The 23,867-nt window shown below is 65.9% G+C and carries 31 protein-coding genes; 18 read left to right on the forward strand and 13 right to left on the reverse strand.

The genetic code is table 11. The annotated features are described in order from the left end of the window. Positions 1-37: 37 nt before the first annotated feature. From D6860_RS08025 to D6860_RS08050, 6 genes are read right to left on the reverse strand one after another with little or no spacing between them, the layout of a single operon-like run. On the reverse strand, positions 38-1,390 hold the full coding sequence (locus D6860_RS08025; RefSeq protein WP_076622294.1) for a S49 family peptidase: 1,353 nt from the start codon (positions 1,388-1,390) through the stop codon (positions 38-40). Between the two features lie 4 nt (positions 1,391-1,394). Then, positions 1,395-1,805, reverse strand: coding sequence for a MerR family transcriptional regulator (locus D6860_RS08030; protein ID WP_076622295.1), 411 nt, complete (start codon positions 1,803-1,805; stop codon positions 1,395-1,397). Positions 1,806-1,810: 5 nt separating this feature from the next. Further along, the gene (locus D6860_RS08035; protein ID WP_128549229.1) at positions 1,811-3,421 is read right to left on the reverse strand and encodes a phage portal protein; all 1,611 of its coding nucleotides are present in this window, start codon (positions 3,419-3,421) and stop codon (positions 1,811-1,813) included. Next, positions 3,421-3,636 carry a gpW family head-tail joining protein gene (gene gpW, locus D6860_RS08040; protein WP_076622296.1) on the reverse strand — a complete coding sequence of 72 codons (216 nt, stop codon included), beginning with the start codon at positions 3,634-3,636 and terminating at the stop codon, positions 3,421-3,423. Before gpW ends, D6860_RS08035 begins: the two co-directional genes overlap by 1 nt. Further along, the gene (locus D6860_RS08045) at positions 3,629-5,683 is read right to left on the reverse strand and encodes a phage terminase large subunit family protein (protein WP_076622297.1); all 2,055 of its coding nucleotides are present in this window, start codon (positions 5,681-5,683) and stop codon (positions 3,629-3,631) included. Before D6860_RS08045 ends, gpW begins: the two co-directional genes overlap by 8 nt. Beyond that, positions 5,683-6,297, reverse strand: a complete 615-nt coding sequence (locus tag D6860_RS08050) for a hypothetical protein (RefSeq protein WP_076622298.1) — start codon at positions 6,295-6,297, stop codon at positions 5,683-5,685. The genes D6860_RS08045 and D6860_RS08050 overlap by 1 nt, the downstream gene beginning before the upstream one ends. A gap of 679 nt (positions 6,298-6,976) precedes the next feature. Here D6860_RS08050 and D6860_RS08055 point away from each other — a divergent pair. Next, on the forward strand, positions 6,977-9,112 hold the full coding sequence (locus tag D6860_RS08055) for a choice-of-anchor L domain-containing protein (RefSeq protein ID WP_083697733.1): 2,136 nt from the start codon (positions 6,977-6,979) through the stop codon (positions 9,110-9,112). 100 nt (positions 9,113-9,212) lie between these two features. On the opposite strand, the gene D6860_RS08060 is transcribed toward D6860_RS08055, so the two are convergent. The 6 genes from D6860_RS08060 to D6860_RS08085 form a co-directional block, all read right to left on the reverse strand. Further along, positions 9,213-9,866, reverse strand: coding sequence for a transcription termination/antitermination protein NusG (locus tag D6860_RS08060; protein ID WP_076622301.1), 654 nt, complete (start codon positions 9,864-9,866; stop codon positions 9,213-9,215). Beyond that, positions 9,863-10,453, reverse strand: coding sequence for a hypothetical protein (locus D6860_RS08065; protein WP_076622302.1), 591 nt, complete (start codon positions 10,451-10,453; stop codon positions 9,863-9,865). Before D6860_RS08065 ends, D6860_RS08060 begins: the two co-directional genes overlap by 4 nt. Then, positions 10,450-11,151 (reverse strand): helix-turn-helix domain-containing protein, encoded by a 702-nt coding sequence (locus D6860_RS08070; RefSeq protein ID WP_076622303.1) that lies wholly within the window; start codon positions 11,149-11,151, stop codon positions 10,450-10,452. The genes D6860_RS08065 and D6860_RS08070 overlap by 4 nt, the downstream gene beginning before the upstream one ends. A gap of 159 nt (positions 11,152-11,310) precedes the next feature. Further along, positions 11,311-11,607, reverse strand: coding sequence for a hypothetical protein (locus D6860_RS08075; protein WP_076622304.1), 297 nt, complete (start codon positions 11,605-11,607; stop codon positions 11,311-11,313). Continuing rightward, the gene (locus tag D6860_RS08080) at positions 11,604-12,341 is read right to left on the reverse strand and encodes a hypothetical protein (protein ID WP_076622305.1); all 738 of its coding nucleotides are present in this window, start codon (positions 12,339-12,341) and stop codon (positions 11,604-11,606) included. The genes D6860_RS08075 and D6860_RS08080 overlap by 4 nt, the downstream gene beginning before the upstream one ends. Then, complete coding sequence (locus D6860_RS08085) at positions 12,338-12,895, reverse strand: hypothetical protein (protein WP_076622306.1); 558 nt, start codon at positions 12,893-12,895, stop codon at positions 12,338-12,340. The genes D6860_RS08080 and D6860_RS08085 overlap by 4 nt, the downstream gene beginning before the upstream one ends. A 402-nt stretch (positions 12,896-13,297) precedes the next feature. Here D6860_RS08085 and D6860_RS08090 point away from each other — a divergent pair, with 402 nt between their 5' ends. After that, entirely contained in the window at positions 13,298-13,666 is a 369-nt protein-coding gene (locus D6860_RS08090) for a hypothetical protein (protein WP_076622307.1), read from the forward strand. A gap of 362 nt (positions 13,667-14,028) precedes the next feature. On the opposite strand, the gene D6860_RS08095 is transcribed toward D6860_RS08090, so the two are convergent. Then, complete coding sequence (locus tag D6860_RS08095; protein WP_128549230.1) at positions 14,029-14,358, reverse strand: hypothetical protein; 330 nt, start codon at positions 14,356-14,358, stop codon at positions 14,029-14,031. 83 nt (positions 14,359-14,441) lie between these two features. Here D6860_RS08095 and D6860_RS08100 point away from each other — a divergent pair, with 83 nt between their 5' ends. From D6860_RS08100 to D6860_RS08165, 16 genes are all read left to right on the forward strand, one after another. Then, on the forward strand, positions 14,442-15,290 hold the full coding sequence (locus D6860_RS08100; protein WP_157895863.1) for a TerB family tellurite resistance protein: 849 nt from the start codon (positions 14,442-14,444) through the stop codon (positions 15,288-15,290). A 357-nt stretch (positions 15,291-15,647) separates the two neighbouring features. Continuing rightward, the gene (locus tag D6860_RS08105) at positions 15,648-15,956 is read left to right on the forward strand and encodes a helix-turn-helix transcriptional regulator (protein ID WP_076622311.1); all 309 of its coding nucleotides are present in this window, start codon (positions 15,648-15,650) and stop codon (positions 15,954-15,956) included. A 215-nt stretch (positions 15,957-16,171) separates the two neighbouring features. Continuing rightward, positions 16,172-16,516 carry a hypothetical protein gene (locus D6860_RS08110; protein WP_128549231.1) on the forward strand — a complete coding sequence of 115 codons (345 nt, stop codon included), beginning with the start codon at positions 16,172-16,174 and terminating at the stop codon, positions 16,514-16,516. Then, the gene (locus tag D6860_RS08115; protein WP_076622313.1) at positions 16,513-16,830 is read left to right on the forward strand and encodes a hypothetical protein; all 318 of its coding nucleotides are present in this window, start codon (positions 16,513-16,515) and stop codon (positions 16,828-16,830) included. Before D6860_RS08110 ends, D6860_RS08115 begins: the two co-directional genes overlap by 4 nt. Next, a complete protein-coding gene (locus D6860_RS08120) occupies positions 16,827-17,111 on the forward strand; it encodes a hypothetical protein (protein ID WP_076622314.1) in 285 nt (94 codons plus the stop codon). Before D6860_RS08115 ends, D6860_RS08120 begins: the two co-directional genes overlap by 4 nt. Before the next feature lie 128 nt (positions 17,112-17,239). Further along, entirely contained in the window at positions 17,240-17,446 is a 207-nt protein-coding gene (locus D6860_RS08125; RefSeq protein ID WP_076622315.1) for a hypothetical protein, read from the forward strand. Between the two features lie 105 nt (positions 17,447-17,551). Beyond that, on the forward strand, positions 17,552-17,974 hold the full coding sequence (locus tag D6860_RS08130; RefSeq protein ID WP_076622316.1) for a hypothetical protein: 423 nt from the start codon (positions 17,552-17,554) through the stop codon (positions 17,972-17,974). A gap of 23 nt (positions 17,975-17,997) precedes the next feature. Further along, positions 17,998-18,996 (forward strand): DUF2303 family protein, encoded by a 999-nt coding sequence (locus D6860_RS08135; protein ID WP_076622317.1) that lies wholly within the window; start codon positions 17,998-18,000, stop codon positions 18,994-18,996. A gap of 60 nt (positions 18,997-19,056) precedes the next feature. Then, positions 19,057-19,185, forward strand: coding sequence for a hypothetical protein (locus D6860_RS25880; RefSeq protein WP_256359817.1), 129 nt, complete (start codon positions 19,057-19,059; stop codon positions 19,183-19,185). Beyond that, positions 19,185-21,194 (forward strand): DNA cytosine methyltransferase, encoded by a 2,010-nt coding sequence (locus tag D6860_RS08140; RefSeq protein WP_083697735.1) that lies wholly within the window; start codon positions 19,185-19,187, stop codon positions 21,192-21,194. The genes D6860_RS25880 and D6860_RS08140 overlap by 1 nt, the downstream gene beginning before the upstream one ends. After that, entirely contained in the window at positions 21,191-21,937 is a 747-nt protein-coding gene (locus tag D6860_RS08145; protein WP_206512189.1) for a phosphoadenosine phosphosulfate reductase domain-containing protein, read from the forward strand. The genes D6860_RS08140 and D6860_RS08145 overlap by 4 nt, the downstream gene beginning before the upstream one ends. Beyond that, positions 21,934-22,206 (forward strand): DUF4031 domain-containing protein, encoded by a 273-nt coding sequence (locus D6860_RS08150; protein WP_076622318.1) that lies wholly within the window; start codon positions 21,934-21,936, stop codon positions 22,204-22,206. Before D6860_RS08145 ends, D6860_RS08150 begins: the two co-directional genes overlap by 4 nt. Continuing rightward, positions 22,203-23,195 (forward strand): hypothetical protein, encoded by a 993-nt coding sequence (locus D6860_RS25465; RefSeq protein WP_076622319.1) that lies wholly within the window; start codon positions 22,203-22,205, stop codon positions 23,193-23,195. Before D6860_RS08150 ends, D6860_RS25465 begins: the two co-directional genes overlap by 4 nt. Then, positions 23,188-23,532, forward strand: a complete 345-nt coding sequence (locus D6860_RS08160) for a hypothetical protein (protein ID WP_076625230.1) — start codon at positions 23,188-23,190, stop codon at positions 23,530-23,532. Before D6860_RS25465 ends, D6860_RS08160 begins: the two co-directional genes overlap by 8 nt. Next, entirely contained in the window at positions 23,532-23,675 is a 144-nt protein-coding gene (locus D6860_RS25230) for a hypothetical protein (protein ID WP_157895864.1), read from the forward strand. The genes D6860_RS08160 and D6860_RS25230 overlap by 1 nt, the downstream gene beginning before the upstream one ends. Continuing rightward, positions 23,675-23,863 (forward strand): hypothetical protein, encoded by a 189-nt coding sequence (locus D6860_RS08165; RefSeq protein WP_128549232.1) that lies wholly within the window; start codon positions 23,675-23,677, stop codon positions 23,861-23,863. Before D6860_RS25230 ends, D6860_RS08165 begins: the two co-directional genes overlap by 1 nt. Positions 23,864-23,867 lie beyond the last annotated feature (4 nt).

Raw genomic sequence — 23,867 nt, forward strand, 5'->3', positions numbered from 1 at the left:
AAGGGTCAGGAAGGAAGACCTGCGGCGGCGCCGAAGGTCAGGACGCGGAGAACCGCTTGGCCGCGCGCTCCGCGATACCGGGCTCCGCGCGGGCGCCCGCGTCATCGCCCGGGCCCGGGGCTTCGAGCTCGGTCGCCTCGGCATCGATCGTCGAGGACAGCCCGCCGCCCGAGCCGCTCTTCGGCGCGGCGGCCAGGTGCTTGATCGCCTCGGCCGACGTCATGTCGCTGTCGAAGGCGAAGCTCTGCGCCAGATCCTCGCGCCCCTCGACCTCCGGGCTCTTCAGGATCGCGGCGATGCGCGCCTTGGGGTCCTCCGCCGCGGGGCTTGCGGGCTCGGGCGTTGTGGCCGCCGGCGGTGCGGCGGCGGGCGCGGTTGCGGACGGTGCAGCCGCCGGCGGGGTGCTCTCGGCCGTGGTCTCCGGCGTGGTGCTCGTGTTGGTCTGGCTCATGGTGGATGCTCCTCTGGGAGTGGTCTGCCGTGCCCGGGCACGGCCGTTGATGTCGTCCGCGAAGGCCTCGAACGCCGAGCGCGGGTTCGCGATCTCATCGGCAAGCCCCGCCTCGACCGCATCGGTGCCGATCAGGCACCGCGCCTCGGTGGCAAGCGCGGCCTCGGCGGTCAGCCGGTCGCCACGCCCCAGCGCCACGGTCTCGGCGAAGAGCCCCCGCAGCTGCTCCATTTCCGCCTGCAGATCGTCACGCACGGCCTCGGGCAGCGGGGCATAGGGGTTGCCGTCGGCCTTGTGCGCCCCGGCGGAGATCACCGTCACCTGGACCCCCATCGCCTCGAGCGCGCCGGAATAATCCGCGTGCATGCAGATCACCCCGATCGACCCCGCGCCGGCCGTGCGCGGCATCACGATCCGCGTGGCCTGCGAGGCCAGCGCGTAGGCGGCGGAATAGGCGTGGTCGCTGACGAAGGCCCACACGGGCTTTTCCTCGCGCAGCTGCCGGACCTGGTCGGCCAGGGCAAAGCACCCCGCGACCTCGCCGCCGAAGCTGTCGATCTCCAGCGCGACGCCGCGCACCGTCCCATCCCGGCGCGCCATCTCGATCTGCGCCGAAAGCCCCTCGTAGGAGGTCTCGCCCGACGACTGGCCGAGCCACGCGCCGCGATGCACGAGCGTGCCCGTGGCCGGGATCACGGCGACTCCGTCGCGCACCCGGAAGGCGGATCTGCGGCCGCCGCCGATCTCGTCTTCCAGCCGTTCGTCGAGCAGCGAGGCCCGCGCCCTGCGGCTGGCCTCGGGCGTCGCCTCGGCGCCCTGCACCTCGATCTCTGTGCCGACGATGCGCGGGCCGAGCCCCATGATGAATGCCGCGGCCTTCGCCGGCGCAGCAAGAAGCGGCGTGTGAAACACACGCGCCGCGATCTGCGGATGTCGCATTGGTTCAGTCCTCTCTGACTGTCTCGCTCGGGGAGCCGCCCTCATTTTCAGAGAGCGCGACGACCAGATCGATCGCCGGCTGGATAGCAAGGGAGACCGAGACGCCGCCTAACGAGACGTCGGGCTCGTTAGGCCAGCACTTGCTGTCGAAAGATGCGGTCCAAACCGGGCTGCTAAGCAAACTTGGATACTTCGCCGCGGAATTCGCGATCTTGCAGGCCAAGCCGACCGTGAAGCCGCAAGGAACCAGCCTGCTCACGATATAAACCGCGACCATATCCTGATCAGCAAGCAGCATAGCGTGACCACGACCATTGGATAAATGATCGAGGAGCCCATGCCTGCGGATCCAAGTCTTCAAGGTTTCAACCTTCATGCCGAAGGTCTGCGCGGCTAGCTCGACGGAGTAACCCATCTGTTTCAGTCCTCGGAGGTCTGGGCCGGGCCGGCCACCGCGGGGCCCAACAGCTTGGCGAAGCTTTCCTGCGCCGGATGCAGCATGCCCTCCGGCATGGCCGAGATCTCCCGGCCGATCTGCTCCATGTTCTCGGCGTAGTCGGTGCCGGTCAGCTCCGCCGCCTCTTCCTCGAGCGTCGAGAGTCCCAGCGCCACGCGCATCGCAGCCGCCTGGGCTTCCTTCACCGGATCGACGAAGCCCTTGCCGGGCCCGATCCACTTGGCCCGCGCGTAGGCCGGCCAGAAGGTGTGGAAGTCCGGCGCCCCGCGCGGCAGCGCGATGTGCCCGTCGAGCACCTGCTCTTCCAGCCACGCCATGAAGTAGAGCTGGCAGAAGCCCTGCGCAAAGGCGACCCGGCGCGCCGTCCAGCCACGCCAGATCTCGATCATCGCCGCCCGCGCGCTCGAGTAGTTCGTCTTCGACCAGTCCGAGGCGAGCTGCTCGTAGCTGATGCCGAGACCGGACGCGATGTGGCGCAGCACCGCCGCCTCGAAGTCCGCAAACTGTGCCGCCGGCCGCGCTGTCGAGACCATGCCGATCTCGTCGTTCGGGTAGAGCGTCTGGACCCGCGCGCCGCCGAGCTTCACGCCACCCCGGCCGCCGTAGAACGCCGCCCGGTCGGACTGGTAGTTGAGGAAGGTCTCGCCGTCGCCCTCCCCGAACATCTCCTCCATCATCTCCGGCCCGATCGGGCTCTTGATGAAGGCGGCGAGGATCGCGTTGATGACCGCGGCCTGCAGTTCGACCCGCGAGTAATGGTCCTCCATCTTCAGCCGCTCGACGATCGGCGCCAGCCGGCTCACACCCCGCGTCTGCCCGTCGCGCAGCTTGTCGAAGAAGTGGATCACCTGCGGGCGCCCGTTCCGCCCCTCGCGCGCGATCCGCTTCCAGCTCATCGCCTCGGCGACGTTCGGCCAGGCGCTGTCGCGATGCCCACGCCGGAAGTGATAGCCCCGCGCAACACCGTCGCGGGTGATTTCCACACCGCCGCGCAGCCGTTCCTCGTCCGCCGCGTCATACGGGTTGCACAGCAGGTCCGGGTCCACCAGCCGCAGCGTCGTCTTGAAGGGCCGCATCTGGCGCCAGTTCACCAGCCCGATCGCCTCCCCCTCGATGAGGTAGGTCCGATACGCGCTGCCGAAGAGCTGCGGCAGGGTCTGCGCCCGGGTCGTGTCGCAGTAGCGGCGCGGATCGTCCGCGTGCAGGCGCCAGCGGGCCTCCACCTGTTCCTTGAACTCCTGCGCCCACGCGGAATCGAGCCCCAGAGCCCGCCAGTCGGGCTTGAGGAGCGGGCGGAAGTTCGCGCCGATGACCCCGTCGACCTCCTTCGAGACCGCGCCGGCGGCCCAGCCGTTGTTGCGACCGAGATCTCGCGCGCGGGCGCTGATCCGGTCCCGCCCCGGTAGAACCTCGGCATCCGCCGCCCGGTTCGAGGGCAGGAAACCGCTGAGGGTGTCGATACCGGTGTCGGCTGCGACGTAGGGCGCGCTGCCGTTGAACCCGGCATCCCGCATCGCGCCACGTTTGCGCGGCACGAGCGGCACCCGGGTCAGGGCGGAATTGTCGATCCCCATCAGAAGATCACCCGGCGCGAGCCGCGCACACCGCCCTGCCCCAACTGGCGCTTCAGCGAGGCAATGTAGCGGCGCAGGCCCGCCTCGTTCGCGGGGCCGTATTCCGTGCGGTGACCGTCATAGGCGACCACGGTCACGCTCTCGCCCATCAGGACGGCGTGAAGCGCCTCCTCGGCATCCTCGAGCCGGGCTTCCAGCGTTGCGGTATCAGCCATTCTGCTTCCTCAGGAGTTCGGCGAGCCGCGCAGCCTTGTCGGCGGAGGCTTGTTTCGCCTTCGGGCGTTTCTGCTGTGCCTCCGCCGCCGGCATCAACGGCAGCGAGGCGTCGAAGAGGTCCGGCTGGGCGTCGGGCGGCGGTGCGCTGCGCTCGGCATCGAGCGCGTCCCATTGATCGTCGGTCATCGAGGCCCAGCCTTTGCGCAGCGCGCCGGCCTCGGCGTAGTTCATCGTATCCAGCGCCTCGTTGCGCCGGGTCGGCTCGACTAGGACCCAGCGGCTGGTCATCACGCCATGCTTGTTGCGCGACAGCACCCGATGCTCGGCGGTGAGCATCCGGAAGTACTCGTCCCCGAGCCCCTGGGCGAACTGCGTAAAGCCCCGCTCCTCGGGATCTTCCTTGCTCAAGTGCGCGTAGAGCCCCGCCTTCATCGACGAGACGTTGAGGTTGAAGGCGCGTTTCTGCGCCCGCTTCACCTTGCCGTCCTTGCGCCGGTCGAACTTCTGCAGCGCCATCAGCGGCCCGTTTTCCTGCGAACCGCCTTTCACGATGATCACCCGCCCCCACGGGTGCGGCCTCGCCCAGCTCCACACATCGTCGGTGTAGGCACCCCCGTCGATCGCGAGGATGTCGATGGCGACCCGCAGCCCGAGCATCGTGCGCCATTCCTGCTTGAGCAGCGCGTTCAGCGCGGCCCGGCCCGCCTCGTCGCTGATGTGATGCGGGATCACGCGGTAATCCACGACCCAGCGCCGCCGGTTGCGTCCGAAGGCCACCAGCTGCACCTCGATGCGATCGTCCTGGCAGTCGACACCGGCCGCGAAGATGAAGCCCGTGCTCGGCAGGACACCGAGGTCGAGCACCGTGCCGGGCTCCGCGAGCTCCGCCCGGTCGCGCAGTTTCTCCCAGTCCGGCGCGTCGGTGGCCTGCTCGTAGGGCAGCCCCAGAACGTCGTTCCAGAACACCTGCTCGACGGCTGCCTTGATCGGGCGGCTCGTGGCCGGCGCCTTCTCCTTCTGGCGCTCCGGCCCGGGCTCGGTGTTCGCCGAGGCGCCGGCCTCGAGCCGGGTCCAGCCCATCATCTGCGCGTATTCGACCGCGATCGAGGCCCAGTCCCGCTGCGGCGCATAGGCCCGCCAAAGGTGGAACCCCGGATGGTCGCCGTGCGGGTTGCTCGGCACCCACGTGCCCTGCCGCACGATCCGTTCCTTGTCCGCGTGCCGGATCGGCGCCCTGCAGCTCTCGCAGGTGAAGTGCGCCGCGTGCAGCCGCTCGGGCTCGAGGCTCGCGCGGAAGTTCTCCCAGGTCAGCGGCTGCGCGAACCCACAGTGCGGGCACGGGACGTGGAACAACCGCTTGTCGCTCCGGTCATAGGCCTCGGTGATCCGGCAGGTGCCCTTGATCATCGCCGTCGAGACCCGGAGGATCTTCGCGTCGTCGTAGCCCGAGGCCCGGCTCTCGGCGAGCTTCTCGGGGTCGCCCTTGTCCGACGTGTCGAACTTCGAGAGGTCATCCATGATGACCAGCCGGCGGCTCGTGCCGGTCAGGTCGGCGGGCGAGCCCGAGGACACCACCTTGAGCGAGCCGTTCCGCTCCAGCGTCTCCTGGTTGTAGATGTTGTCGCGGTTCTCACCCCGCCCTGCCCCGAAGATCTTGATCAGCCCCGGCGCCTGGCGCCGCATCGGCATCCACTTGTTGTTCACCCACTCGCTCGCCGCGCTGGCGGTCGGGTGCACGATCAGCGAGTCGAGCGGCGTGTATTCGTGCCAGGCCCCCAGCGTCGGCTGGATGATCGACACCGTCTTGCCCCACTGCGCCGAGCCCCGGATCGTGACCTCGCGGCTCGGATGCTCCGGCGACAGCACCTCGTGGATCTCGCGCAGGAAGGCGAACCGCGAGATGTCGAACGGACCCTTGATCGGCGAGCGCTCGTCGAACTCGATGTTCTCGACGCACCATCGGGTGATGTCCGGCGGGAGCGGCGGCGCCATGGCGCCAGCCATGGCCCGGCACACCACGCGCTCGGCGGAGGTCACGAAGCCCATCAGAAGTCTGCGTCCCGTTCCTCACCGTCGAGTGTCGCTCCTTCGGCAACCTCCCCCAGGGCCTCGGCCCGGCGCGCCCGATGCTCACGCCACAGGTCGAGCAGGATCTTCCGGGCTGCCTTGAAGTCGACACCGAGCTCGTCGGCCATCGCCCTGGCACTCCTGCGCAGAAGGTCCTCGATCTGGGCAAGCTCCCGCGACAGCGCCCGCGCGGCCTCGCGCCCGGCCTTGTCCGCCAGCACGAGGCTTTCCTCGTCCAGCATGTTCTGGCGCCGCAGCCGCCGCGCCTCTTCCTCGGCCTTCTGCGTGCGCGCCAGCTCGTAGCGATCGGGATCGCTCCGCCGTAGCTCGCCCTCCCTCGGCCCAGGCGCTGCCGGCGCGTCAGCGTCGGGCCGAGCCTCGTCCTCGCGCAGGCGGCGCCTTGTGTCCGCGCCGTTTCCGAGCAGCTGCCCGGGGTCGAGCCGATGCTGAAGCGCAGCCCGGACCTTCTCGACGTCGAAGCGGCGGGCCCGACCGTCACCGGTGTAGCAGCCGTCGAGCTTGCCCTCCGAGACCCACTGGCTGACCCGACCCTTCGAGATCCCGAGCTCGTTCGCCAGTTGCGTCGTGTTCATGCTGCTCCTTCCCGCAGGATGTTGCGAAAGCCCCTTCGTTTAGCCCCGTTCGTTTAGGCTTTTGATTTTGTTTAGCGTTTCAAAAGTCATGCGCCTCGCGACCCCGTATACGTACGAGGTCCGGGAAGGACCCATGAAATCCGGTTTGTACTGGCTTGGTAGCGCGGGCGCCGCGGAGGTGGCCGCCGCGGGAACGAGAAGTGCCCGGTGGCATCTCTGCCACAGAGCATTCGTTCGACAATTGCGTTGCACTTGGCGTCGCGGGCGAGGCTCTTGCCTGATCCGCGATACAGGGGTCCACGGTGTTGCCCTTCCACGCCAGCCGGCATGTGATTACTTCAATGGCAGGGACCGCATTGGATCGTCCTTTGCAATCGGTATGCGAAGGATACGGCAACTGTCAACAATCAGACATTGCGTCGAAGAGGAATTTACCGCTCGTCCAAATCGAGGTTGGGGGAAACCCGCAAATCTGCAGGCTAGTAGGGAATACCCTACCTACAGATTTATCAGATTATTTTCAGACCGTTAACGAAATATTAATCATAGCTCGGCGCGCGCGGCTTCCACATGGCCGGTGAGACCCTTGCCAGAGCCCCCTAACGTTTGCGAGGCTTTGAAGAGGCGCACGAGCATAGACGCGTCGAACCCATACGCGACAGTAATTTGAGGAAGAAACATGCCGATTGACAACCAACAGCCAGCGAACGTCACCCACGCAGCTTCCCCGACACACGCCAACACCCTGACGCCGGTATCGAATGTCGACGACATCGAAAGCGTATTGGTCGGGGATAGCTCGATCAATCTCGACAACATCACCTACACAGGAGCGGAGGAGGCGATTTCGCTTCTGGAGGAAGGATACACGATCAGCGAAATATCGGGGACTGATCCGACTCCTACCGTAGGGATCGGATCTGGCATCTTTCTTTCCACCGGCGGTGCCCCGGGCACTGAAAACACCAGCAGTAGCTTCACTGTGAGCCACGGTCAGCCCGGAAACGCCAGCCTCGACCAGACCGTTCAGGACGCATTCCCGGGCGCCGGCGAAACCCAGGATGCCGCGGTGGTCAGTTTCACCTTCGATTCCGCCGATGTCGGGGATGCGCCGTCGATCAGCCTCGACGTCTTCTTCGGCTCGGATGAGTACCCCGAGTTCGTCGATAGCGCGTTCGTCGACATCGCCGCGATCTACGTGAACGGCGTAAACTATGCCCTCTTCAATCAAGACCCCAACCAACCGCTGTCGATCGTCGGAGACTCCATCAATAGCCCGGGCAACTTCTTCAACAACAACGGTGACGACGGCTCGGACGGCGACCCCTATACGGGCACTTATGACACCGAGTACGATGGCTTTTCGACACTGTTGAACATCCTCGCCCCGATCCAGGATGGAGAGAACGAAATCACGATCGCGATCGCCGACACTGGGGACACAGCCTACGATTCAGGTCTGTTCGTCGGCAACCTGCAAGGGTCGAACTCGACGGTAAGCGGTAGCTACGTGACAGTGGAGGGCACTGGTGAAAGCGAGTCCTTCGAAGGAAATGCTGCACCTCAGCTGTTCAATCTCGGCGGCGGATCGGATTCGATCACCGGGTCGGCGGAAGAGCTCGACGGCGATGTCGTGTCCGGCTTTGGGGATGATGACAGACTAATCGTCGAAGGCGCCAGTTTCGGGTCTGATGACGTCACGGTCACCATGGGATCCGCAATTCTCGACATCGACACCGATGGCGACGGCGTGGCGGACACGACGATCACGCTTGAGGGCGATTTTTCCGAGGCATCCTTCTCCTATCTGACGGAGGGCGGCAACACGACCATCGACGCGACGGGCGTGATTACCGGCGGGGTTGACCTGACCGGCACTGCAGGTAGCGACACGCTGACCGGAACTTCGGACGATGACACAATCGCGGCACTCGGCGGCGATGACATCGTCGAGGGAGACGCCGGGAACGACGAAATCGACGCGGGCAACGCGAACGACTTCGTCGACGGCGGCGCCGGCAACGACACCATCCTCGGCGGCCAGGGCAACGACTCGCTTCTCGGTCGCGACGGAGACGACTGGGTCGACGGTGGCGACAACCACGATAACATCGCGCTGCACGAAGGCGACGATTACGCGCTCGGCAGCGAAGGCAACGACTCGATCGGCGGTGGCGAGGGCAATGATACGCTCTACGGCAACTCCGGGAACGACGTGATCGGCGGCGGCACGGATGACGACTACATCAATGCCGGGGCCGATCAGGACGTTGCCTCGGGCGGCTATGGTGCCGACACGGTGATTGGTGGATCCGGCGACGACACGCTCGCCGGAAGCTTCGGCAACGACACCGTCGATGGCGGCTCTGGCAATGACTCGATGGGCGGCGGTCTGGGTACCGACACACTCACCGGCGGCACCGGGAGCGATCAGATCGGAGCCGGTGACGGAGACGACTTCCTCTTCGGCGAGGCCGGCGCGGACTTCCTCGGCGGTGGCGCCGACGACGATGTTCTGAACGGCGGCAGCGGTGCTGATACGCTGAACGGCGGCACTGGCGACGACACGCTGAACGGTGGTGAGGGCGCAGACCTCTTCGTCTTCAACGTCTACACCGCCGGTGAAACCGACGTCATCGAGGATTTCGAAGACGGCCTCGACATGATCCGCTTGTTCGGTGCGGGCCCTGCGTCCCTCGAGATCACGGACGTGGACGGAGGTGCCCAGGTTGAAATCGGCGACACCGGTCAGACGATCTATCTCGAGGGGATGACAGCAGACGCGCTGACCGCCGAAGATTTCCTCTTCGTCTGATCGAGGATTACAATCGATCTGGCCGCCCGGTCGCGTATCGCAACCGGGCGGCCACGCAATGCGAGTGCAAGCAGGTCGTGCAGAGCTTCCCGCGATCCCGTCAAGACCGCTCCAGGCATTCCGTCGCCAGCGTCGCCGGAATATCCTTCCCGAAGATGTCGACCAGCACACGTGTCTCGGCGCCGTCGATGTCGACCACCTTGGCCGGCATACCCTCGAACGGACCGTAGGCGATCTGCATCACGTCGCCGGCCTCGAACTCGTGTCCCACGCGCATGTAACGCTTCAGGCCTGGAGCCAGCCGACCTCCGCCCCACTGCCGCATGAGCCCGGTCATCTTCTGCTCGGAGATCCGCAGCGGGCGGCCTCCCGTACCCATGACACCTGCGACGATGTCGAGAGCCATAAGGTCCTGCCAGCGGTTCTCGCCAGCGGGCCACCCCACGAACATCCAGCCTGGCATCAGCGGAAAGCTCTGCAGCTCGCGCTCGGGTGAGAACTGGTTCCGGCGGCGCCAGTCCTTGCGGACCGGAAGGAAGACCTCGAAGCCCGCCCGTCTTGCCAGCAGCTCGGGCACGAACACTCGCTCGCCGGTATTCGCCAGGCGCCGCTTGCGTGGCCTGCCCTGCCGGTCACGGTAGCTCTCGTAGTCCGCGCCGAGCACGCAGGTCGTGCGACCGGGATTGTTGCGGATCCGGTAGCGTACCGCGAACCAATCGATCATCCGGCCTTCGATCTTGCCCATCACGCTCATGCCGCGCCCTCCTTCGTTACAGGCAGCAGGGCCATCGCCCGTGCCTCGAGCTGCGCGTACCAGGCGAGCCACTGGCGGTCGTCGTCGTCGGCAACGCCGCGGCGCACGCGGTCCTCGCGCACCCGCTTGCTGCTGTCGTGCTCGGTCGCGCGCTCACGGATTCGGCGCCAGTCGCCGTCGTGCAGCGGCGGGCGCTTGAGCGCCGAGAGGAACTGGAACTCGGCGACCAGCGTGCCCTCAGCGAGCGCCTGCGGCCCGCGCGCCGAGCCGAACCAGCTGGCGATCACCGGGATCTCCTCGAGCGGACGCGGCGCCACCGCCTCGGCCAGCGGCGTGATCGTCGCCATGCGCGGCCAGCCCCGTCGGTCCTTGCCCTCGCCCTTCGTCTTCAGGAACTCGCGCAGCGTCACCAGCTGGTCGTCGCTGAGGTAGGCGAGCCCGTCGGCGAGATCGACGAGGAACTTGGCGTGTTTCGCCTCGGTCACGTTGCCCGGCTTGCGGAAGCCCCATGCGGTCAGCGGGTCGATCAGCAGGCGGCGCACCCGGTCCCGCTTGGTCTCGGTCTTCGTGGTCTGCGCGTCGGTCATCGTCCGTCCCTTTCTCGGCAAAGGCCCGCCCGCTCACGCTCGTCCGGCGTCAGCAGGTTCGCGGCGAGGATGTGGTTGAGCACCCATGGCGTCTCTTCGGCGAGTTCCGCCAGCGCGTCAGCATGGCCGTCGCGGAACCGCTCGACGGCCCGGTTGGCCGCCTTGATCACCATCGGGTTTGGAGGGGTCGCGGGCGCGTCCGCGCGCGCGTAATGGTTCTTACATGGTTCCTGCCTTATATAGGCAGGGTCTGATTTGAACCCTTTTCGGGTCAGATTTGACCCCTTTTCCGGTCCGGATTTGAACCCTTTTATGGGGTCGGATCTGAACCCTTTTAGCGGCACCACCGACGCCCGCGTGAGGAAGCCGTAGCCACTTGTCCGGCCCCGGCCGCGACCGGTGATCCGGGTGATCCAGCGCGCCTCGACCAGCTCGGCGATCGCGCGCTTGATCGTCGACTTCGAGCGCCCGGTCAGGTCTTCCAGTTCGGCGATCGACGGGTCGCACTGCAGGGTGTGCTTGTTGGCGTAATCCAGCACCAGGACATGCGCGAGCATCTGCGCCTGCGCGCTGAGACCGGTGTCGCGGCGCACGGCCTTGAGCCAGCCGAACCGCTGGTGCTGCCACTCCTCGGCGGCGATCAGGCGCGCGCCTTCCGGCGTGTCGAAGTCGCGTTGTCTTGCTGCGGAATCGGCCACGTCAGCCCCTCTCGACAGGTTCGGCGCGCACAGCCTCTCCGGGCCGCGTCACGCGGTTGCGCCGCCCCATGGGCTGCGCGCGTTCGGTCGCGGAGGCGGGGCTTCTGCGTCCCTCGCCCCCGCTCAAACCCACCCGCGTGGCACGCGGGCAGGTATTCCTCAGCCCCGCATCGCCGGGTCCAGCGCCTTGCCGGCCCAGTAGACCGCGAGGCCTCGCGACAGCCGGTCCCGCCCCTCGTCGAAGAGCGTCACGTCGGCATCGAGGCGCGCCTCGACCACGTCGCGGGCAGCGGCGGCGATGTCGGCAAGCTCCCCGGGCGGATCATGCCCCAGCGCCAGCAGTGCGCGCTCCAGCGCCCCCACCAGGTCGGTGCAGATCACCATGCCGCCCCGGAACAGGACGACGGCGGTGGCGGCGGTGAGCAGCCGCGCGGTCGGGCTCGGTTTACGGGTCATAGAAGGCCCCCTCTCGGTGGTTTCAGATGATCGGGCAGCGGCGGGTAGTCGCCCGGCCGGGTCAGCTCGAGCCGACACGGCGGTATCCGCACGAAGCGCGTGGTGCGTTCGAGGTGAGCGTCATCGTCGCGCCGCCATACGAGCCACGAGTAACTCGTCGCGCTGGTCGGTTTCTCCGCCTTGCCGCCACCTTTCCCGTCCGGCTTCCAGATCGGCACGTCGGGGTCGAGCAGAACGCCCTTCCACATGACGACACGCTCCACGAACGGCAGCACGAAGGCCTCTGGCGTCTCCTGGAAGAGCGAGCGGTAGCGGTCGACGCCCTCGACGAAGGAGGTGCGCACCAGCATCGCCACGCCGCGCCGCGCGTAGGTCAGCGCCTGCCGGATGAAGTCCGCGCCCAGCCGGAACGGTGGGTTGGTGATGATCCAGTCCACGTCCGGCGCATCCTGCCCCCAGGGGATCAGGAAATCGGCGATACCCGCCTGCCCCGGCCAGCCGTAGTCGTGCACGTCGGTCGCGTGGACATGGTCGAACTCCTCGCCCAGCACCCGGGCGAGATAGCCCCGGTTGCAGGCCGGTTCCCACGCATGCTGAAGGTGGAGCGGCTCGCCCTGGTCGCGCAGGAAACGCAGCAGCGCCCGTGTCGCCCAGGGCGGTGTCGGGAAGTCGTCGAGACTGTCGACGGGCTCGGCGCGCTGCGCCATGACGGCGGCGGAACGGTTGGCGTTCATGTGACCCCCGCCTTTTGCGGGCGGCCGCCCGCGCCGTCGGGAATATCGAGGCCATAGGCCTTGCGCCGCGTGGCAACCGCGTTGCGCGAGCATCCCGCGAGCCGGGCGACCTCCTGCAGATCCCGCCGGCCATCGGCCAGTGCCCGGATGACCCTCGTCAGACGACGCGCCTCGATCTGCTGACGTGTCAGCAGGCGAAGGCCCGCCGCCCGCGCGATCTCGCGCACCGCGGCCTCGGACAGCTCGAACCGCGTCATGGCGCGATCGAGGGCGGTCTCGGGATCGCCCGCGCGCAGCTCGGCCCAGACCTGCGCGTTGCGCACGGTCTGCGAGCGGCGCTGCCGCTCCAGCTGCAAGCCGCGCCGCGTCTGGACGCCCGCCTGCTGGGCCTCGCGCCGGCGCCGGTCGGCGTCACGGTAGGCAAGCTTCGAGCCGTCCCAGACCGGCGGTGGATAAGCGGTCGCGCCGATCGGCACCCGGCGCTGGTCGGCCGGAATGCGCGAAAGCGCCTCCGCGATGGCGGCCCGTTCCTGCGGGGTCAGCATGTCAGCCATGGAAGCCTCCCCTGCAAAAGGCCCCAGCGCACGAGCTGTGTCGCGACGCCGAGGCAAGGTGCAACAGGGAGTTGCGCCGCAATAATCGCCTTAACGTAGCGGAAAGAAAAGGGTGCGCGGAGATGGTCGGGTGATTTCGACGTCGGGACACACCCCCGCGCACCAGGCGGCGGGGCATGAGGGCACCCCCGCTGAACAGACCCGGACAGGTCGGGGGTTCGACTATTCATCGGACGAGCGACGTCGCCCTGGGGAACCCTCAATATACCGGAAGAACATAAGGTGAAATCCGCTATATATTGTGTTACTAAGCGACCAGTCGAATAGCGGGAACGAGAGGCGTGACAGCACCTCTCGCTCCCTACATCCCCTTCTGAACACACCAAAAGAGGACGATTCACGATGCCATATCCCGACTTTCCCGAGAGCCTTGCCTCGGCAATCACAGGCATTTCGGAAACCAAGTTGAGCTCCCGGAAACGGGTGATCCGCTTCGACGCAGGCCCTCCGAAGGTTGTGAATGCCGCAAGCGGTATCGATGGATTTCGAGCTTTCGCCAACCTGAGCGAGGAACAGTATGAGGTGCTTCTGGCGCTGCATGGCCCGCACAAGATCCGGCTCAGTTCCGGTGAAACGAGGGTTGTCTCACTCATGGGTGAAAATCCTCGCTTCCCCGGTCTTGCGCCCTTCGTGCACACCCAGACCATGAGAACGGGCTTCTCCGCGAGGTTGGCCGTCAAGTTCCACCTCATCGACCAAGGTCCAGCCTGATCGATCAGCCGCAGCCCAAGCCGCCGCTTGGCAATGCTCCCAGCCTTCATGCGAGGCCGTATTCTCGGCACCGCCCCGCGGCCACTCGACCTCCCGATGTGGCCGCTCTGTGTTTTCGGGGCCGTATTCAAGCCCGACACTGCCATCTGGGAAAACAATAGCACGGCTTTCGAACTGTGGATGAATGGTGACTTCAATCGCGCCATCGCGATGACACACATCGAAGTTTGAACGGCTCAAGTTCATGACCTTCAGATCACATGCAGCAGTCCAGACTCCCTCACCGTTCCGGCCACGAGCATCATCTGAAATGGGCTCAACCCGCTTCGCGAAGGCTCGAAGCGCAGATGCAATCGCGCGCCTCATGCCACCCTCCGCGCATCCGCCGTGACGCTGGCGGTCAGGTGCTCCAGGAAACCCGGGGCCTCCAGCACCGCAATCATCACCTTGTCGGCGGTCGGGCGGCTGGCGGCGTTCCACCAGTTCCAGGCGGTGCTGTTGCGCACCCCGAAGAAGCTCGCGACGTCCTCGGGACGCCGGAACGCCCCGCGCAGCCAGCCGGACCAGATCTCGGCGGCAATGACCTGCATCCGGTAGCGGTCCAGTTCTTTGGACCGCGACACGGGCGTGGATACCGGGTCAGCGTCTGGGCATGACCCGTTCGAGACCACCAGTTTCAGATGATCGCTCATGCGGCACACCTTCCGGTTGCGCGAATCGGATTATTTGCCGCAGCCTCTTCAGGTCCATTAATAGTTGCAGAAAAGGTTTTCCGATGTCGCTTTTGTCTTGGTTGAGCCGCCGCGCCCCAGATTTGGAAACGCCGCCCCCGATCAATCGACTGCCTGCGCCTGCGAACGTTCAAAAAGAACTCTTGCGATGTGACGAGGGTGAACTCCTTCACGTAGACGAAGACGGCACCATCTCCCTCGATGAGATTTTCTGTGCAATCGACTACGTCAGCGCGGCGGGCGACCTGACCCGCCGAAGGATCACTCTCTTGAAATTGTCGCGCGGGCCTTACGCACCCATTTTGAGTGCCGTCTGCCATGAACGCGGCGCATTCCGTCAATTCCGATGCGATCGTATCGAATGCTTTATCGAACCCGATGGAGAAGTGATTTCCTGCGCGGATTACTTTCGCGATCATGTACTGGTGGATTTGGACGAACTCGCGCCAACGGACGCCCAGAGAGCGATTCCGGTAGCCCGCGAAATTAGAGACACCTTGCGGCCGGCGCTCTCGATCCTCGTGACTGCGGCCCAGTCTGACGGTGAGTTTCACCCCGAGGAACTCGATGCGATTTGCCAGTTCATCGAAAATGAACTGATGGTTGGCGCACGTTGTGAACGATTTCGCGAGCAGATCTCGATCGATGTGCTCGATCAGCTGACCGAGATTGTCCATCGGATGCGGCCTCAGCGATCTTCGCTCCCCGGCTACATCACACGCATTCTCGAGTTCGCCCCCGACGAAAGGGCGCGATTTGCTTCCGCCCTGGAGCACGTGATTATTGCCGACGGCAAGGTCGATCTCGACGAACAGGAGATACTCGACGAACTCGCCGTTTTTGCGACACTCGAGAGCGAAACGCGCCTGAGGCGCCTTGCAGGAGTATCGTAGCCCTACCGAGATCATGCCGCATCCTCTGCAGAAAAGGGCGACTTCTCATCCTGCGATGGCGAAAGCTTTGAGAAGCTGAAGAGGCAGAGAGGCGGCGGAGCAAGATCATGCTCTGCGGCGAGTTCACAGCAAGCCTTGTAAAGCTTCGCTGGAAGCTTCCCGCTCGACATATGCGAATGAAGCGTGGTGGTCGCTAGACCAAGGCGCGGGGAAACCTTTCGGTAGCCCCCTAGCGCGTCCACGAAGTTTCTAGGTGTCTGATACATGGCGAGGCCAACTTGGTCCGAATTTTTCAGACTGTCAATAATCCGAACCTTTACGGTTCAAAAAATTCGGACCCAAGGCGATAGAAGAGCCATGACACACGATGAACTTGAGCAACTATTCCGACGCGGCGACAGCTCGAACGACGCGCTCCGCATACGCCTCATCGCAGCCCGGAAAGCTGTAGACCTAGGCCAAAAAGACGTGGCAGCAGCAATCGGCGTGGCGAAGCAAACCTACCACTCGCAGGAAGCTCGCGGCGCCCCATCCATAAAAACAGGCCGATACTTCTATCGCGCGCACCGCATCGACTTCAATTACCTCTTCAACGGCGACTTCGATCAACTCCCATCGGACGTTCGGGAAAAGCTTTCCGCTGCCCTCGTCGCCGAAAGCGAGTGACAGGATCGCAAAGCCAGTTCAAATCAACCCCCAACCGCACCGCGACCCTCAACCACCAACTCATAACGATTCTCCAGATGTTCCCCCTTTATTCTACATATGCGCGAACCGCCGACAACGCCCTCGCGCCATCTGGTCCGAATTTTTCAGTCTGATTACTTGACCGGTCCGATTTTTTCGGACAGATTGCCTCCCATCAACCGATGGAGGCACCCATGCCGAACAAGTACGTTCTCCCCGAAGAGGCGGCCTTCCTGACCAACCCGGAAGCCGCCGCCGCCGACCGCGTCACTCGCCAGGATTACTGGTTCCATGCGAAGCAGCGTCAGGGTCACCCGATCCGCACCGACGCGGGCAATCGCCTGCACGACCTCGAGGCCCGCCTGTCCGACCGTCCGACGCTCGTTCACGTCGTGACCGAGGGCGACCCCGACCCGATGCCGCCCGCGCCGGCCGTGTCCGTGATGTCCGAGGTCGAGGCAGGCCGTCAGCGCGCCCAGCCCGCGATCTTCTCCGCTGTCGCCCGCGCCATGGGCCGCACCGGTGGTGACGCGGCATGAGCCCGGCCAGCATCCGTCAGCCCCACCCCGTCCTCGGTTGCGCCACCGCCGCGCTCGACTGGCGCGAGCAGCTGGCGATCGAACTGGAGACCACCGGCAGCGCCGAGCAGCGCGTCGAGATGATGCGATCAGCGGTGATCGACACCGGCGGCATCTGGATCGACCCGCCCGAGCGCGGCGGCTGGGGCCCCGCCTACCACGAGATCAGCCTTGGCGGGATCTCCGCGACCGGCAACAGCCGCGCCGAGGCCGTCGCCAGCTGGATCAAGGCCGTGCTGCGCGTTGCCCGCGCGGCGGCGGAGGCACCGGCATGAGCGAGCGCCCCAGCACCGCAGATCTCGTCGGCCAGCTCAACGATGCGCTCGATACGCTCGCCAGCACCGAAGCCACGCTCGAGGCGCGCAAGGCCGACGAGGACGCCGCCAGGCGCGCGACCACCGACGCCCTGAACGCGCACAACAGTGTCCAGAAGAAGGTCGACACGCTGATCGCCGCCCTTCGCGACACCCGCCACGGCGACTGGTCTTTCACGCGGAACTTGCCGGCCCGTCTCGGCGGTGCCGACGCCTTCGGAAGTTCCGGTGCGGACGGATGACCACAGATCTCACCCCCACCACGCGGCAGCCATCACTCACGGACCCATGCCGCTGACGCCGGGCCGGGGCTAGAGCGCAATTTCCGCGCCGAGCGCCCCGGCCTGCACCAGGACAACAGGAGGCCCCCATGTCCGACGCCCTTCCCTTCGCCGTCGCCTGCCTGCGCCAGTCCAGCGACGGCAAGATCCAGTCCCGCCGCTACGCCACGGCCGCCGAGGCCGAGCAGACCGCCCGCTTCCTCGCGGACCGAAACAACACGCCCTTCGTGGTGCTAGCCCCCGCCAAGACGATCTACCCGGGCGATAAGGCCCTGGGCCTCTTCGACCAGAGGTAACCCCATGCCGGGCATGACGCCCGCATCCCCCGCCGCGCATTTTGCGTCCGCCAAACCGTGAACATGAACGCGGCGGGGGCCACAGACACAAGGAGACGCCCCGTGATGGCGAACAAGACCCCACCGGCTCAGATCAACCCGCCTGAGCGGCACGATCCCTACAAGATGCGCAGCCTTGAGCAGATCCTCACGCTGTTCGATGGCGGCGCTTTTCTCACCGATCTGATGGAGCGGCATCAGGGGCTCATGCAGGAGCTCATGGACCACCTTGAGGAACACGGCCCGAAGGGCTGCCAAGGCTCCATGCAAATCACCATCGACTACGCCGTCGGCAATTCTGGCGACGTCGGCATGGGCGCCAAGATGGAGTTCAAGGCGCCGAAGCAGCCGAAGAGCAGCGCCGCCGCCTTCATCAACGATGCCGGCGAGCTCACCCTCTACAGCCCCATGATGGCGCGCATGCACCAGCCGGTCCGGGACGTCTCCGACTACGACCCGGAAACCGGCGAGGTGCGCGACGTCGACTGATCCCCAACCCGAAGGAGACCACCATGCCCGACTTTTCCGAAAGCCACCCGCTGCCGCAGAACGCGGCAGAGACGATGCGGGACATCATGGCCGACATCGGCCACCACGACGCCATTGATGCGCCCGATGACCTCGACCTGACCAAGCCGCACCTGGTCACGCTGCCGAACCACCGCAAGGTCGAGAACCTGACCCAGCACCACCGCTCGGCGCTCGAGTACCTCAAGCCCGCCCGCCGTAGCGGCACCGCGAAGCTCAAGGATCTCGACAGCCTGATCCTCTGGGCCAACCGCTTCAAGGGCGAGACCTCCGCACTGTTTGCCAATCCGGAAATGAGCGCGCCGTCCCTCACCTGCATCGCCGACTATCACGGCGCAGGCCCGATCGATCCGCTGTCGCCGACCGGTGATCCCAGCGCACGTCACTGCCATCACCGCGCCGTCTACAACTTCCCGCTGTCGAAGGAATGGCAGGCGTGGATGAGGATCTCGGGCGCCGCGCTCGACAAGGACGAGATGGGCGAGCACATCGAATCCCACGCCAAGGACATCATGGACCCGACGCCTTCGCTGCTATCGCTGCGCGAGAGCGACGAGAACCAGCCCTGGGAAAACCGCCTCATCCAGACCGCACGTCAGATCGAGGGCCACTACGGCCAGCTGTCCCGGCTGCTCGCCATGTCCCGCCGGTTCCAGGTCTACGAGACCAGCGACCTCACGGTGAAGACGAACCGCGACACCGGCGAAAGCGAGATCCAGTTCCTGAACGAGCACAAGGATGCCGACGGCGCCCCGCTCAGCGTCCCGAACCTGATCATCATCACCATCCCGGTGTTCCTGAACGGCGCGCCCTACCGGATGCCGGTGCGCTTCCGCTACCGCAAGTCCGGCAGCACGGTGAAGTTCATCCTGTCGATCTACAACCCTGAGAAGGTCTTCGACGCAGCCTTCGACGAGGCGCTGCAACAGGCCGTCGACGCGACCGAGCTGCCGCTGTTCCAGGGACTTCCCGAAACCGCCTGATGCCCATGTCAGCGCCCCGGCGACGGGGCGTTGCGATGGTCACCAGCATCGGAGCCAGTCATGCCCCAGAAATCACGAAAGCACTTCCGGCCTCGCGGCTGGTGGATCCTGCCCGGAATCGCGCTCAGCCTGTGCGCCTGGCCGCTGATCGTCTGGTGGGCAGTGAAGACCGTGAAGGGGTGGCTCTGATGCGTGACATGTTCGACTTCCCGGAACCCGAGGCGCGCGCAGACGAGGCGCGCCCCCTCATCGTGGACAGCTTCGCCGGCGGAGGCGGTGCCAGCACCGGCATCGAGAACGCGCTCGGCCGTGGGCCCGACATAGCCATCAACCACAACCCGGCGGCGCTGGCCCTGCACGCGGCGAACCACCCCGAGACCATGCACCTGAGCGAGAACGTGTTCAGGGTCGACCCGCTCGACCATCTGTCGGGCCGGCACATCGGCCTGATGTGGTTCAGCCCCGACTGCAAGCACTTCTCCAAGGCCAAGGGCGGCAAGCCGGTGGCGCGGAACATCCGCGACCTCGCCTGGATCATTCCGGGCTGGATCGAGCGCATCCAGAAGAGCGGCGGCAAGGTCGATGTCGTGATGATGGAGAACGTCGAGGAGTTCGCGGGCTGGGGCCCGCTGATCGAGACCGAGAAGGGCCTGATGCCGTGCCCCGAGCGTAAGGGGCAGACCTTCCTGAAATGGTGCAAGGCGCTGCGCAAGCTCGGCGGCACGATCGAGCGGCGCGAACTGCGCGCCTGCGACTACGGCGCCCCAACGATCCGCAAGCGCTTGTTCGTCATCATCCGCTTCGACGGCAAGCCCATCGTCTGGCCCGAGCCGACGCATGGAGACCCGAGCAGCGAGGCCGTGCGCGGTGGAAAGCTCCAGCCCTATCGCACCGCCGCAGAGTGCATCGACTGGTCCCTGCCCTGCCCGTCCATCTTCGACAGCTCGGCGGAGATCTTCGCGAAGCACGGGCTGCGCGCCAAGCGACCGCTCGCCGAGAACACGCTTGCCCGGGTGGCGCGCGGGATGAAGCGCTACGTCATCGACGCCGACGAGCCGTTCCTCGTTAACCTGACCCATGGCGGGCGCACCGAGAGCGCGGCCGATCCGTTCCGCACGATCACCGGGGCCCACCGCGGCGAAAAGGCGGTGATCGCGCCGAGCATCACGCGCTTCAACAGCGGAGCGACCGGCTCGCCGATGTCCGCGCCCATGCCTACCGTCACCGCGAACAGCTACATCAAGCGCCCCGGCGGTGCGGCGCCGCTTGGCGTGCTCGCGCCCTACCTCGCCAGCATCGCGCACGGCGACAGCGGCGGGCGGCGGGAATACCCGCTCGCGGATCCGCTCGGCACCGTGACTGTCGGCGGCATTCAGCACGCAGTCATCGCCCCGGTGCTGACCTACGCGCAGCAGGGCGGCGCCTGCCGCCCCGTCGACCAGCCACACCACACCATCTGCGCCAGCCGGAAGGACCAGAACGCGGTGATCATCCCGACGCTGATCCAGACCGGCTACGGTGAGCGGGATGGCCAAGCGCCGCGCTCTCTAGACCTGCATCAGCCGCTAGGAACGATCGTGGCCGGAGGCATCAAGCATGCGACATGCGCGGCCTTCATCGCCCAGCAGAACGGCGGGCCGCGCATGGGCTCGCATGCAGGCCACAGCGCTCTGGAGCCCCTGTCGACCGTAACCGCGGCGGGCAGCAACCAGACGCCGGTCGCCGCCTTCTTCGCGAAATACTACGGGACCGGCGACGGCGCCCGCATGGACGAGCCCCTGCACACCGTGACCGTGCAGGATCGGTTCGGCCACGTCGAAGCGAAGCTCTCCGCGCCGACCTTCGACCTGCAGCACCATGACCGGGCCCGGGCCGTCGCCGAGCTTCTTCGGAAGCATGGCGCATGGGACGACCGGGAGTTCGTAACGATCGAGCGCGACGGCGAGACCTTCGTGGTCGTCGACATCGGCCTGCGCATGCTCACCCCACGCGAGCTCTTCAACGCGCAGGGATTCCCGCCCGACTACGTGATCGAAGGCGTCTGGGAAGACGCCGACGGCGAATGGACCTGGCGCGAGTTCACGAAGGACGTGCAGGTCAGCTGCTGCGGCAACAGCGTGAGCCCGCCCGTGGCCGAAGCGCTGGCCCGGGCGAACTGCGAACACCTGATCGAAGCTAACGAGGAGGTCGCGGCATGAAGATGTCAGGCGAAATCGCCGCGATGCTCGACGCCGGAGCGCTGTTCGCAGTGAACCACAGCGCAGGGAAGGACAGCCAAGCGATGCTGATTGCCCTGCGCCGCATGGGCGTGCCGGATTCGCAGATCGTCGTCGTGCATGCAGATCTCGGCGAGGTGGAGTGGCCCGGGAACATCGAGCACATCCGTTCGACAATGGGCGATGTCCCATTGATCATCGCCAGAGCCCGAAAGTCGTTCTTCGACATGGTCGAGCATCGCCGGATGTTTCCGAGCCCGGGCCAGCGCCAGTGCACAAGCGACCTGAAGCGCGGCCCAATCCAGCGTGAGCTTCGCCGCTACCTGAAAGCAAATCCCCAGTTCGGCGGTAGGATCGTCAACTGCATGGGGATGCGGGCCCAGGAAAGCCCGGCCCGCGCCAAGCGACAGGCCGTCACCAGGAACGCCGGATGCTCTGTCGCCGGCCGGGAATGGATCGACTGGCTGCCGATCCACGACATGCTGCATTTCGACGTGTTTGCCACGATCCTATCCGCTGGCCAGAGGCCCCACTGGGCCTACTACGCGGGCATGACGCGCCTCTCCTGCGTGTTCTGCATCATGGCCAGCGCGGGCGACCTGACGACCGCTGCGCGCCTGATGCGCGACCTCTACCGCCGCTACGTCGAGACGGAGAAGCGCCTCGGGCATACCCTGAGCATGACTGGCCGTAGCCTCGAGGAAATCACAGGGGTGGCAGCATGACCGTCTACGTCGATGACATGCACCTGTCGCCTATGGGCCAGTTCGGGCGGATGAAGATGTCCCACATGATCGCGGACAGCACCGACGAGCTGCTCGCGATGGCCGACCGGATCGGTCTCGCCCGCCGATGGCTGCAGGCGGCCGGCACACCCCGAGAGCATTTCGACGTGAGCATGTGCTTGCGCAAGAAGGCCGTCGCCGCCGGCGCGGTCGAGATCACCATGCGGGAGCTTGCAATGCGCTGCCGCGAACGGAGGGAGACGGCATGACCGAGATGAAGGCAGACACCAAGCGCGTGGAACGGCTCACTTACCCAGACCATTTCCTCCACGACATCGAGAACATGAGCGCTGATATGCGTGATGCCCGGATGCAGGAACTTTCGCACTGGTCCCTTCGGTTCGCCAACAGGACGGCAAACCCGAAATGGGTGACAAACCACATGTTTGAGTTGGCCAGGCTCGCAGAACTGACTGCCGCCGAGCGCGACCGCCTGCGCTCCGAGCTGGAAGCGGCCGAGGCGCTGAACACCCGGCATCTCGCCGAGATCGAGGGGCTGCGCGAGGCGGCTCGCGCCGTCGATGAGCAGGCTTTCATGTTCTACCGCGCCGAGGACGGCACCGAGCGTTCCATCGAAGCAGATGACGGAGAAGCCTGCGAGATCGTGCACAGCGATGCCATGTTCCAGCTTCGCGCCGCCCTCTCTGCCACCCCGGCGCGCGAGCAGCACCCCGACGATCTAGCCGTTGACCGCTTCGCCGTCGCCATGAAGGCCAAGCTCGTGAAGAAGCGCTCAGACGGGCGCGGCGGCTGGCAAGACAAAGAAAACTGCTCGCAACAGTTCCTGTCCTGCCTCCTCCGCGACCACGTGGACAAGGGTGACCCGGTGGACGTGGCAAACTTCGCCATGATGCTGCAACAGCGCAGCGAAGAGATCGCACCGGAGCGCGACCTCACCATCCAAGAGGCCGCGCGAGCCATGCTCTCGGCCTATGATCTTTCGATCAGTGGGCAGCCGATCGCCGATGAGCAGCGCGCGGCGGGACGGCACATCGCCCTGGCCGCAAGCTTCGCCGCAGATGCCTACAACAAGGGATACTGCGAGGGGCAAGACGTGCACGCGCTGTGCAGGGCGTTCCTGACCGCGCTGGCCGACCCGCTGTCGCCCTATCTCGACTACCTTCGGGCCGACCCAGCTGCCGGTCAGGAGGCGCGGGATGCGCGGGCCCAGGCACATGGAGGGCAGGTCGATGGGTGACCCCCGCAAACCGATTCACAGGCCTGACGAGGCCGAGCAAAGCAGGCTGCGGCAGATCGCCTATGAGCACCTACTCGACTGCACCGAGAAGGGCTCACGGGCGCTCGGCATGACCGGCGCGTCCTTCGTGATCCTCGGCGTGGGCATGTGGATCAACGAGCTGACTGAACTCGATCATCGCGCCACAGCGCAGATGCTTGAGGCGCTGACGGTGCTCGCCGATCCGAAAGCTCCGCCGAAGAAGAAGCAACACGCCGAGCGGAAGCGCCGCGCGGCGGTGGCGAAGCTGCTGGCCCAGGTCGATCTCGAGATGAACCCGGCCGAGGGGAGCGCGTGATGTGGTGGATCGCAGGATGGACATTTCTGTTCATAAACCTGGCCGTGGGCTTGAGTGGAGGCGAGACGAGAGAGCCATTAATGCTGGCTGTCGCCTGCTTCGCCGTCGCCTCCATCATTGATGCCATCAAGGAGGGCAAGTGATGCCTGCCGCCCGCCCCTCAAAATCCGCTGTAGCCAACGTGCTTGCCGCGATGCGCGAAGCCGGCCTCGTTCCGGGAATCGTCCGGGTGATGCCAGACGGCGGCTTCGAGGTCGCGGAACATAAGCAGGTTGACGAATCTGAGCCGCGCCCCGGTAATCTCCCGCGCAAGTGGGGTCAGACGGGATGAGTGA

Source organism: Salipiger sp. D13, assembly GCF_003703915.1.
GTDB classification, from domain to species: domain Bacteria; phylum Pseudomonadota; class Alphaproteobacteria; order Rhodobacterales; family Rhodobacteraceae; genus Salipiger; species Salipiger profundus.

Bases quoted from the DNA above. Each gene is read 5' to 3' on its own strand.
- D6860_RS08045 (WP_076622297.1), bottom strand. From the start codon at position 5,683: ATGGGCTTCGTGACCTCCGCCGAGCGCGTGGTGTGCCGGGCCATGGCT.
- D6860_RS08100 (WP_157895863.1), top strand. From the start codon at position 14,442: ATGTCGCTTTTGTCTTGGTTGAGCCGCCGCGCCCCAGATTTGGAAACG.
- D6860_RS08030 (WP_076622295.1), bottom strand. From the start codon at position 1,805: ATGGGTTACTCCGTCGAGCTAGCCGCGCAGACCTTCGGCATGAAGGTT.
- D6860_RS08080 (WP_076622305.1), bottom strand. From the start codon at position 12,341: ATGAACGCCAACCGTTCCGCCGCCGTCATGGCGCAGCGCGCCGAGCCC.
- D6860_RS08060 (WP_076622301.1), bottom strand. From the start codon at position 9,866: ATGAGCGTGATGGGCAAGATCGAAGGCCGGATGATCGATTGGTTCGCG.
- gpW (WP_076622296.1), bottom strand. From the start codon at position 3,636: ATGGCTGATACCGCAACGCTGGAAGCCCGGCTCGAGGATGCCGAGGAG.
- D6860_RS08140 (WP_083697735.1), top strand. From the start codon at position 19,185: ATGCGTGACATGTTCGACTTCCCGGAACCCGAGGCGCGCGCAGACGAG.
- D6860_RS08115 (WP_076622313.1), top strand. From the start codon at position 16,513: ATGAGCCCGGCCAGCATCCGTCAGCCCCACCCCGTCCTCGGTTGCGCC.
- D6860_RS08105 (WP_076622311.1), top strand. From the start codon at position 15,648: ATGACACACGATGAACTTGAGCAACTATTCCGACGCGGCGACAGCTCG.
- D6860_RS08085 (WP_076622306.1), bottom strand. From the start codon at position 12,895: ATGGCTGACATGCTGACCCCGCAGGAACGGGCCGCCATCGCGGAGGCG.
- D6860_RS25465 (WP_076622319.1), top strand. From the start codon at position 22,203: ATGACCGAGATGAAGGCAGACACCAAGCGCGTGGAACGGCTCACTTAC.
- D6860_RS25880 (WP_256359817.1), top strand. From the start codon at position 19,057: ATGCCCCAGAAATCACGAAAGCACTTCCGGCCTCGCGGCTGGTGGATC.
- D6860_RS08165 (WP_128549232.1), top strand. From the start codon at position 23,675: ATGCCTGCCGCCCGCCCCTCAAAATCCGCTGTAGCCAACGTGCTTGCC.
- D6860_RS08035 (WP_128549229.1), bottom strand. From the start codon at position 3,421: ATGGGGATCGACAATTCCGCCCTGACCCGGGTGCCGCTCGTGCCGCGC.
- D6860_RS25230 (WP_157895864.1), top strand. From the start codon at position 23,532: ATGTGGTGGATCGCAGGATGGACATTTCTGTTCATAAACCTGGCCGTG.
- D6860_RS08090 (WP_076622307.1), top strand. From the start codon at position 13,298: ATGCCATATCCCGACTTTCCCGAGAGCCTTGCCTCGGCAATCACAGGC.
- D6860_RS08145 (WP_206512189.1), top strand. From the start codon at position 21,191: ATGAAGATGTCAGGCGAAATCGCCGCGATGCTCGACGCCGGAGCGCTG.
- D6860_RS08075 (WP_076622304.1), bottom strand. From the start codon at position 11,607: ATGACCCGTAAACCGAGCCCGACCGCGCGGCTGCTCACCGCCGCCACC.
- D6860_RS08050 (WP_076622298.1), bottom strand. From the start codon at position 6,297: ATGAACACGACGCAACTGGCGAACGAGCTCGGGATCTCGAAGGGTCGG.
- D6860_RS08120 (WP_076622314.1), top strand. From the start codon at position 16,827: ATGAGCGAGCGCCCCAGCACCGCAGATCTCGTCGGCCAGCTCAACGAT.
- D6860_RS08095 (WP_128549230.1), bottom strand. From the start codon at position 14,358: ATGAGCGATCATCTGAAACTGGTGGTCTCGAACGGGTCATGCCCAGAC.
- D6860_RS08110 (WP_128549231.1), top strand. From the start codon at position 16,172: ATGCCGAACAAGTACGTTCTCCCCGAAGAGGCGGCCTTCCTGACCAAC.
- D6860_RS08135 (WP_076622317.1), top strand. From the start codon at position 17,998: ATGCCCGACTTTTCCGAAAGCCACCCGCTGCCGCAGAACGCGGCAGAG.
- D6860_RS08055 (WP_083697733.1), top strand. From the start codon at position 6,977: ATGCCGATTGACAACCAACAGCCAGCGAACGTCACCCACGCAGCTTCC.
- D6860_RS08130 (WP_076622316.1), top strand. From the start codon at position 17,552: ATGGCGAACAAGACCCCACCGGCTCAGATCAACCCGCCTGAGCGGCAC.
- D6860_RS08025 (WP_076622294.1), bottom strand. From the start codon at position 1,390: ATGCGACATCCGCAGATCGCGGCGCGTGTGTTTCACACGCCGCTTCTT.
- D6860_RS08065 (WP_076622302.1), bottom strand. From the start codon at position 10,453: ATGACCGACGCGCAGACCACGAAGACCGAGACCAAGCGGGACCGGGTG.
- D6860_RS08150 (WP_076622318.1), top strand. From the start codon at position 21,934: ATGACCGTCTACGTCGATGACATGCACCTGTCGCCTATGGGCCAGTTC.
- D6860_RS08160 (WP_076625230.1), top strand. From the start codon at position 23,188: ATGGGTGACCCCCGCAAACCGATTCACAGGCCTGACGAGGCCGAGCAA.
- D6860_RS08125 (WP_076622315.1), top strand. From the start codon at position 17,240: ATGTCCGACGCCCTTCCCTTCGCCGTCGCCTGCCTGCGCCAGTCCAGC.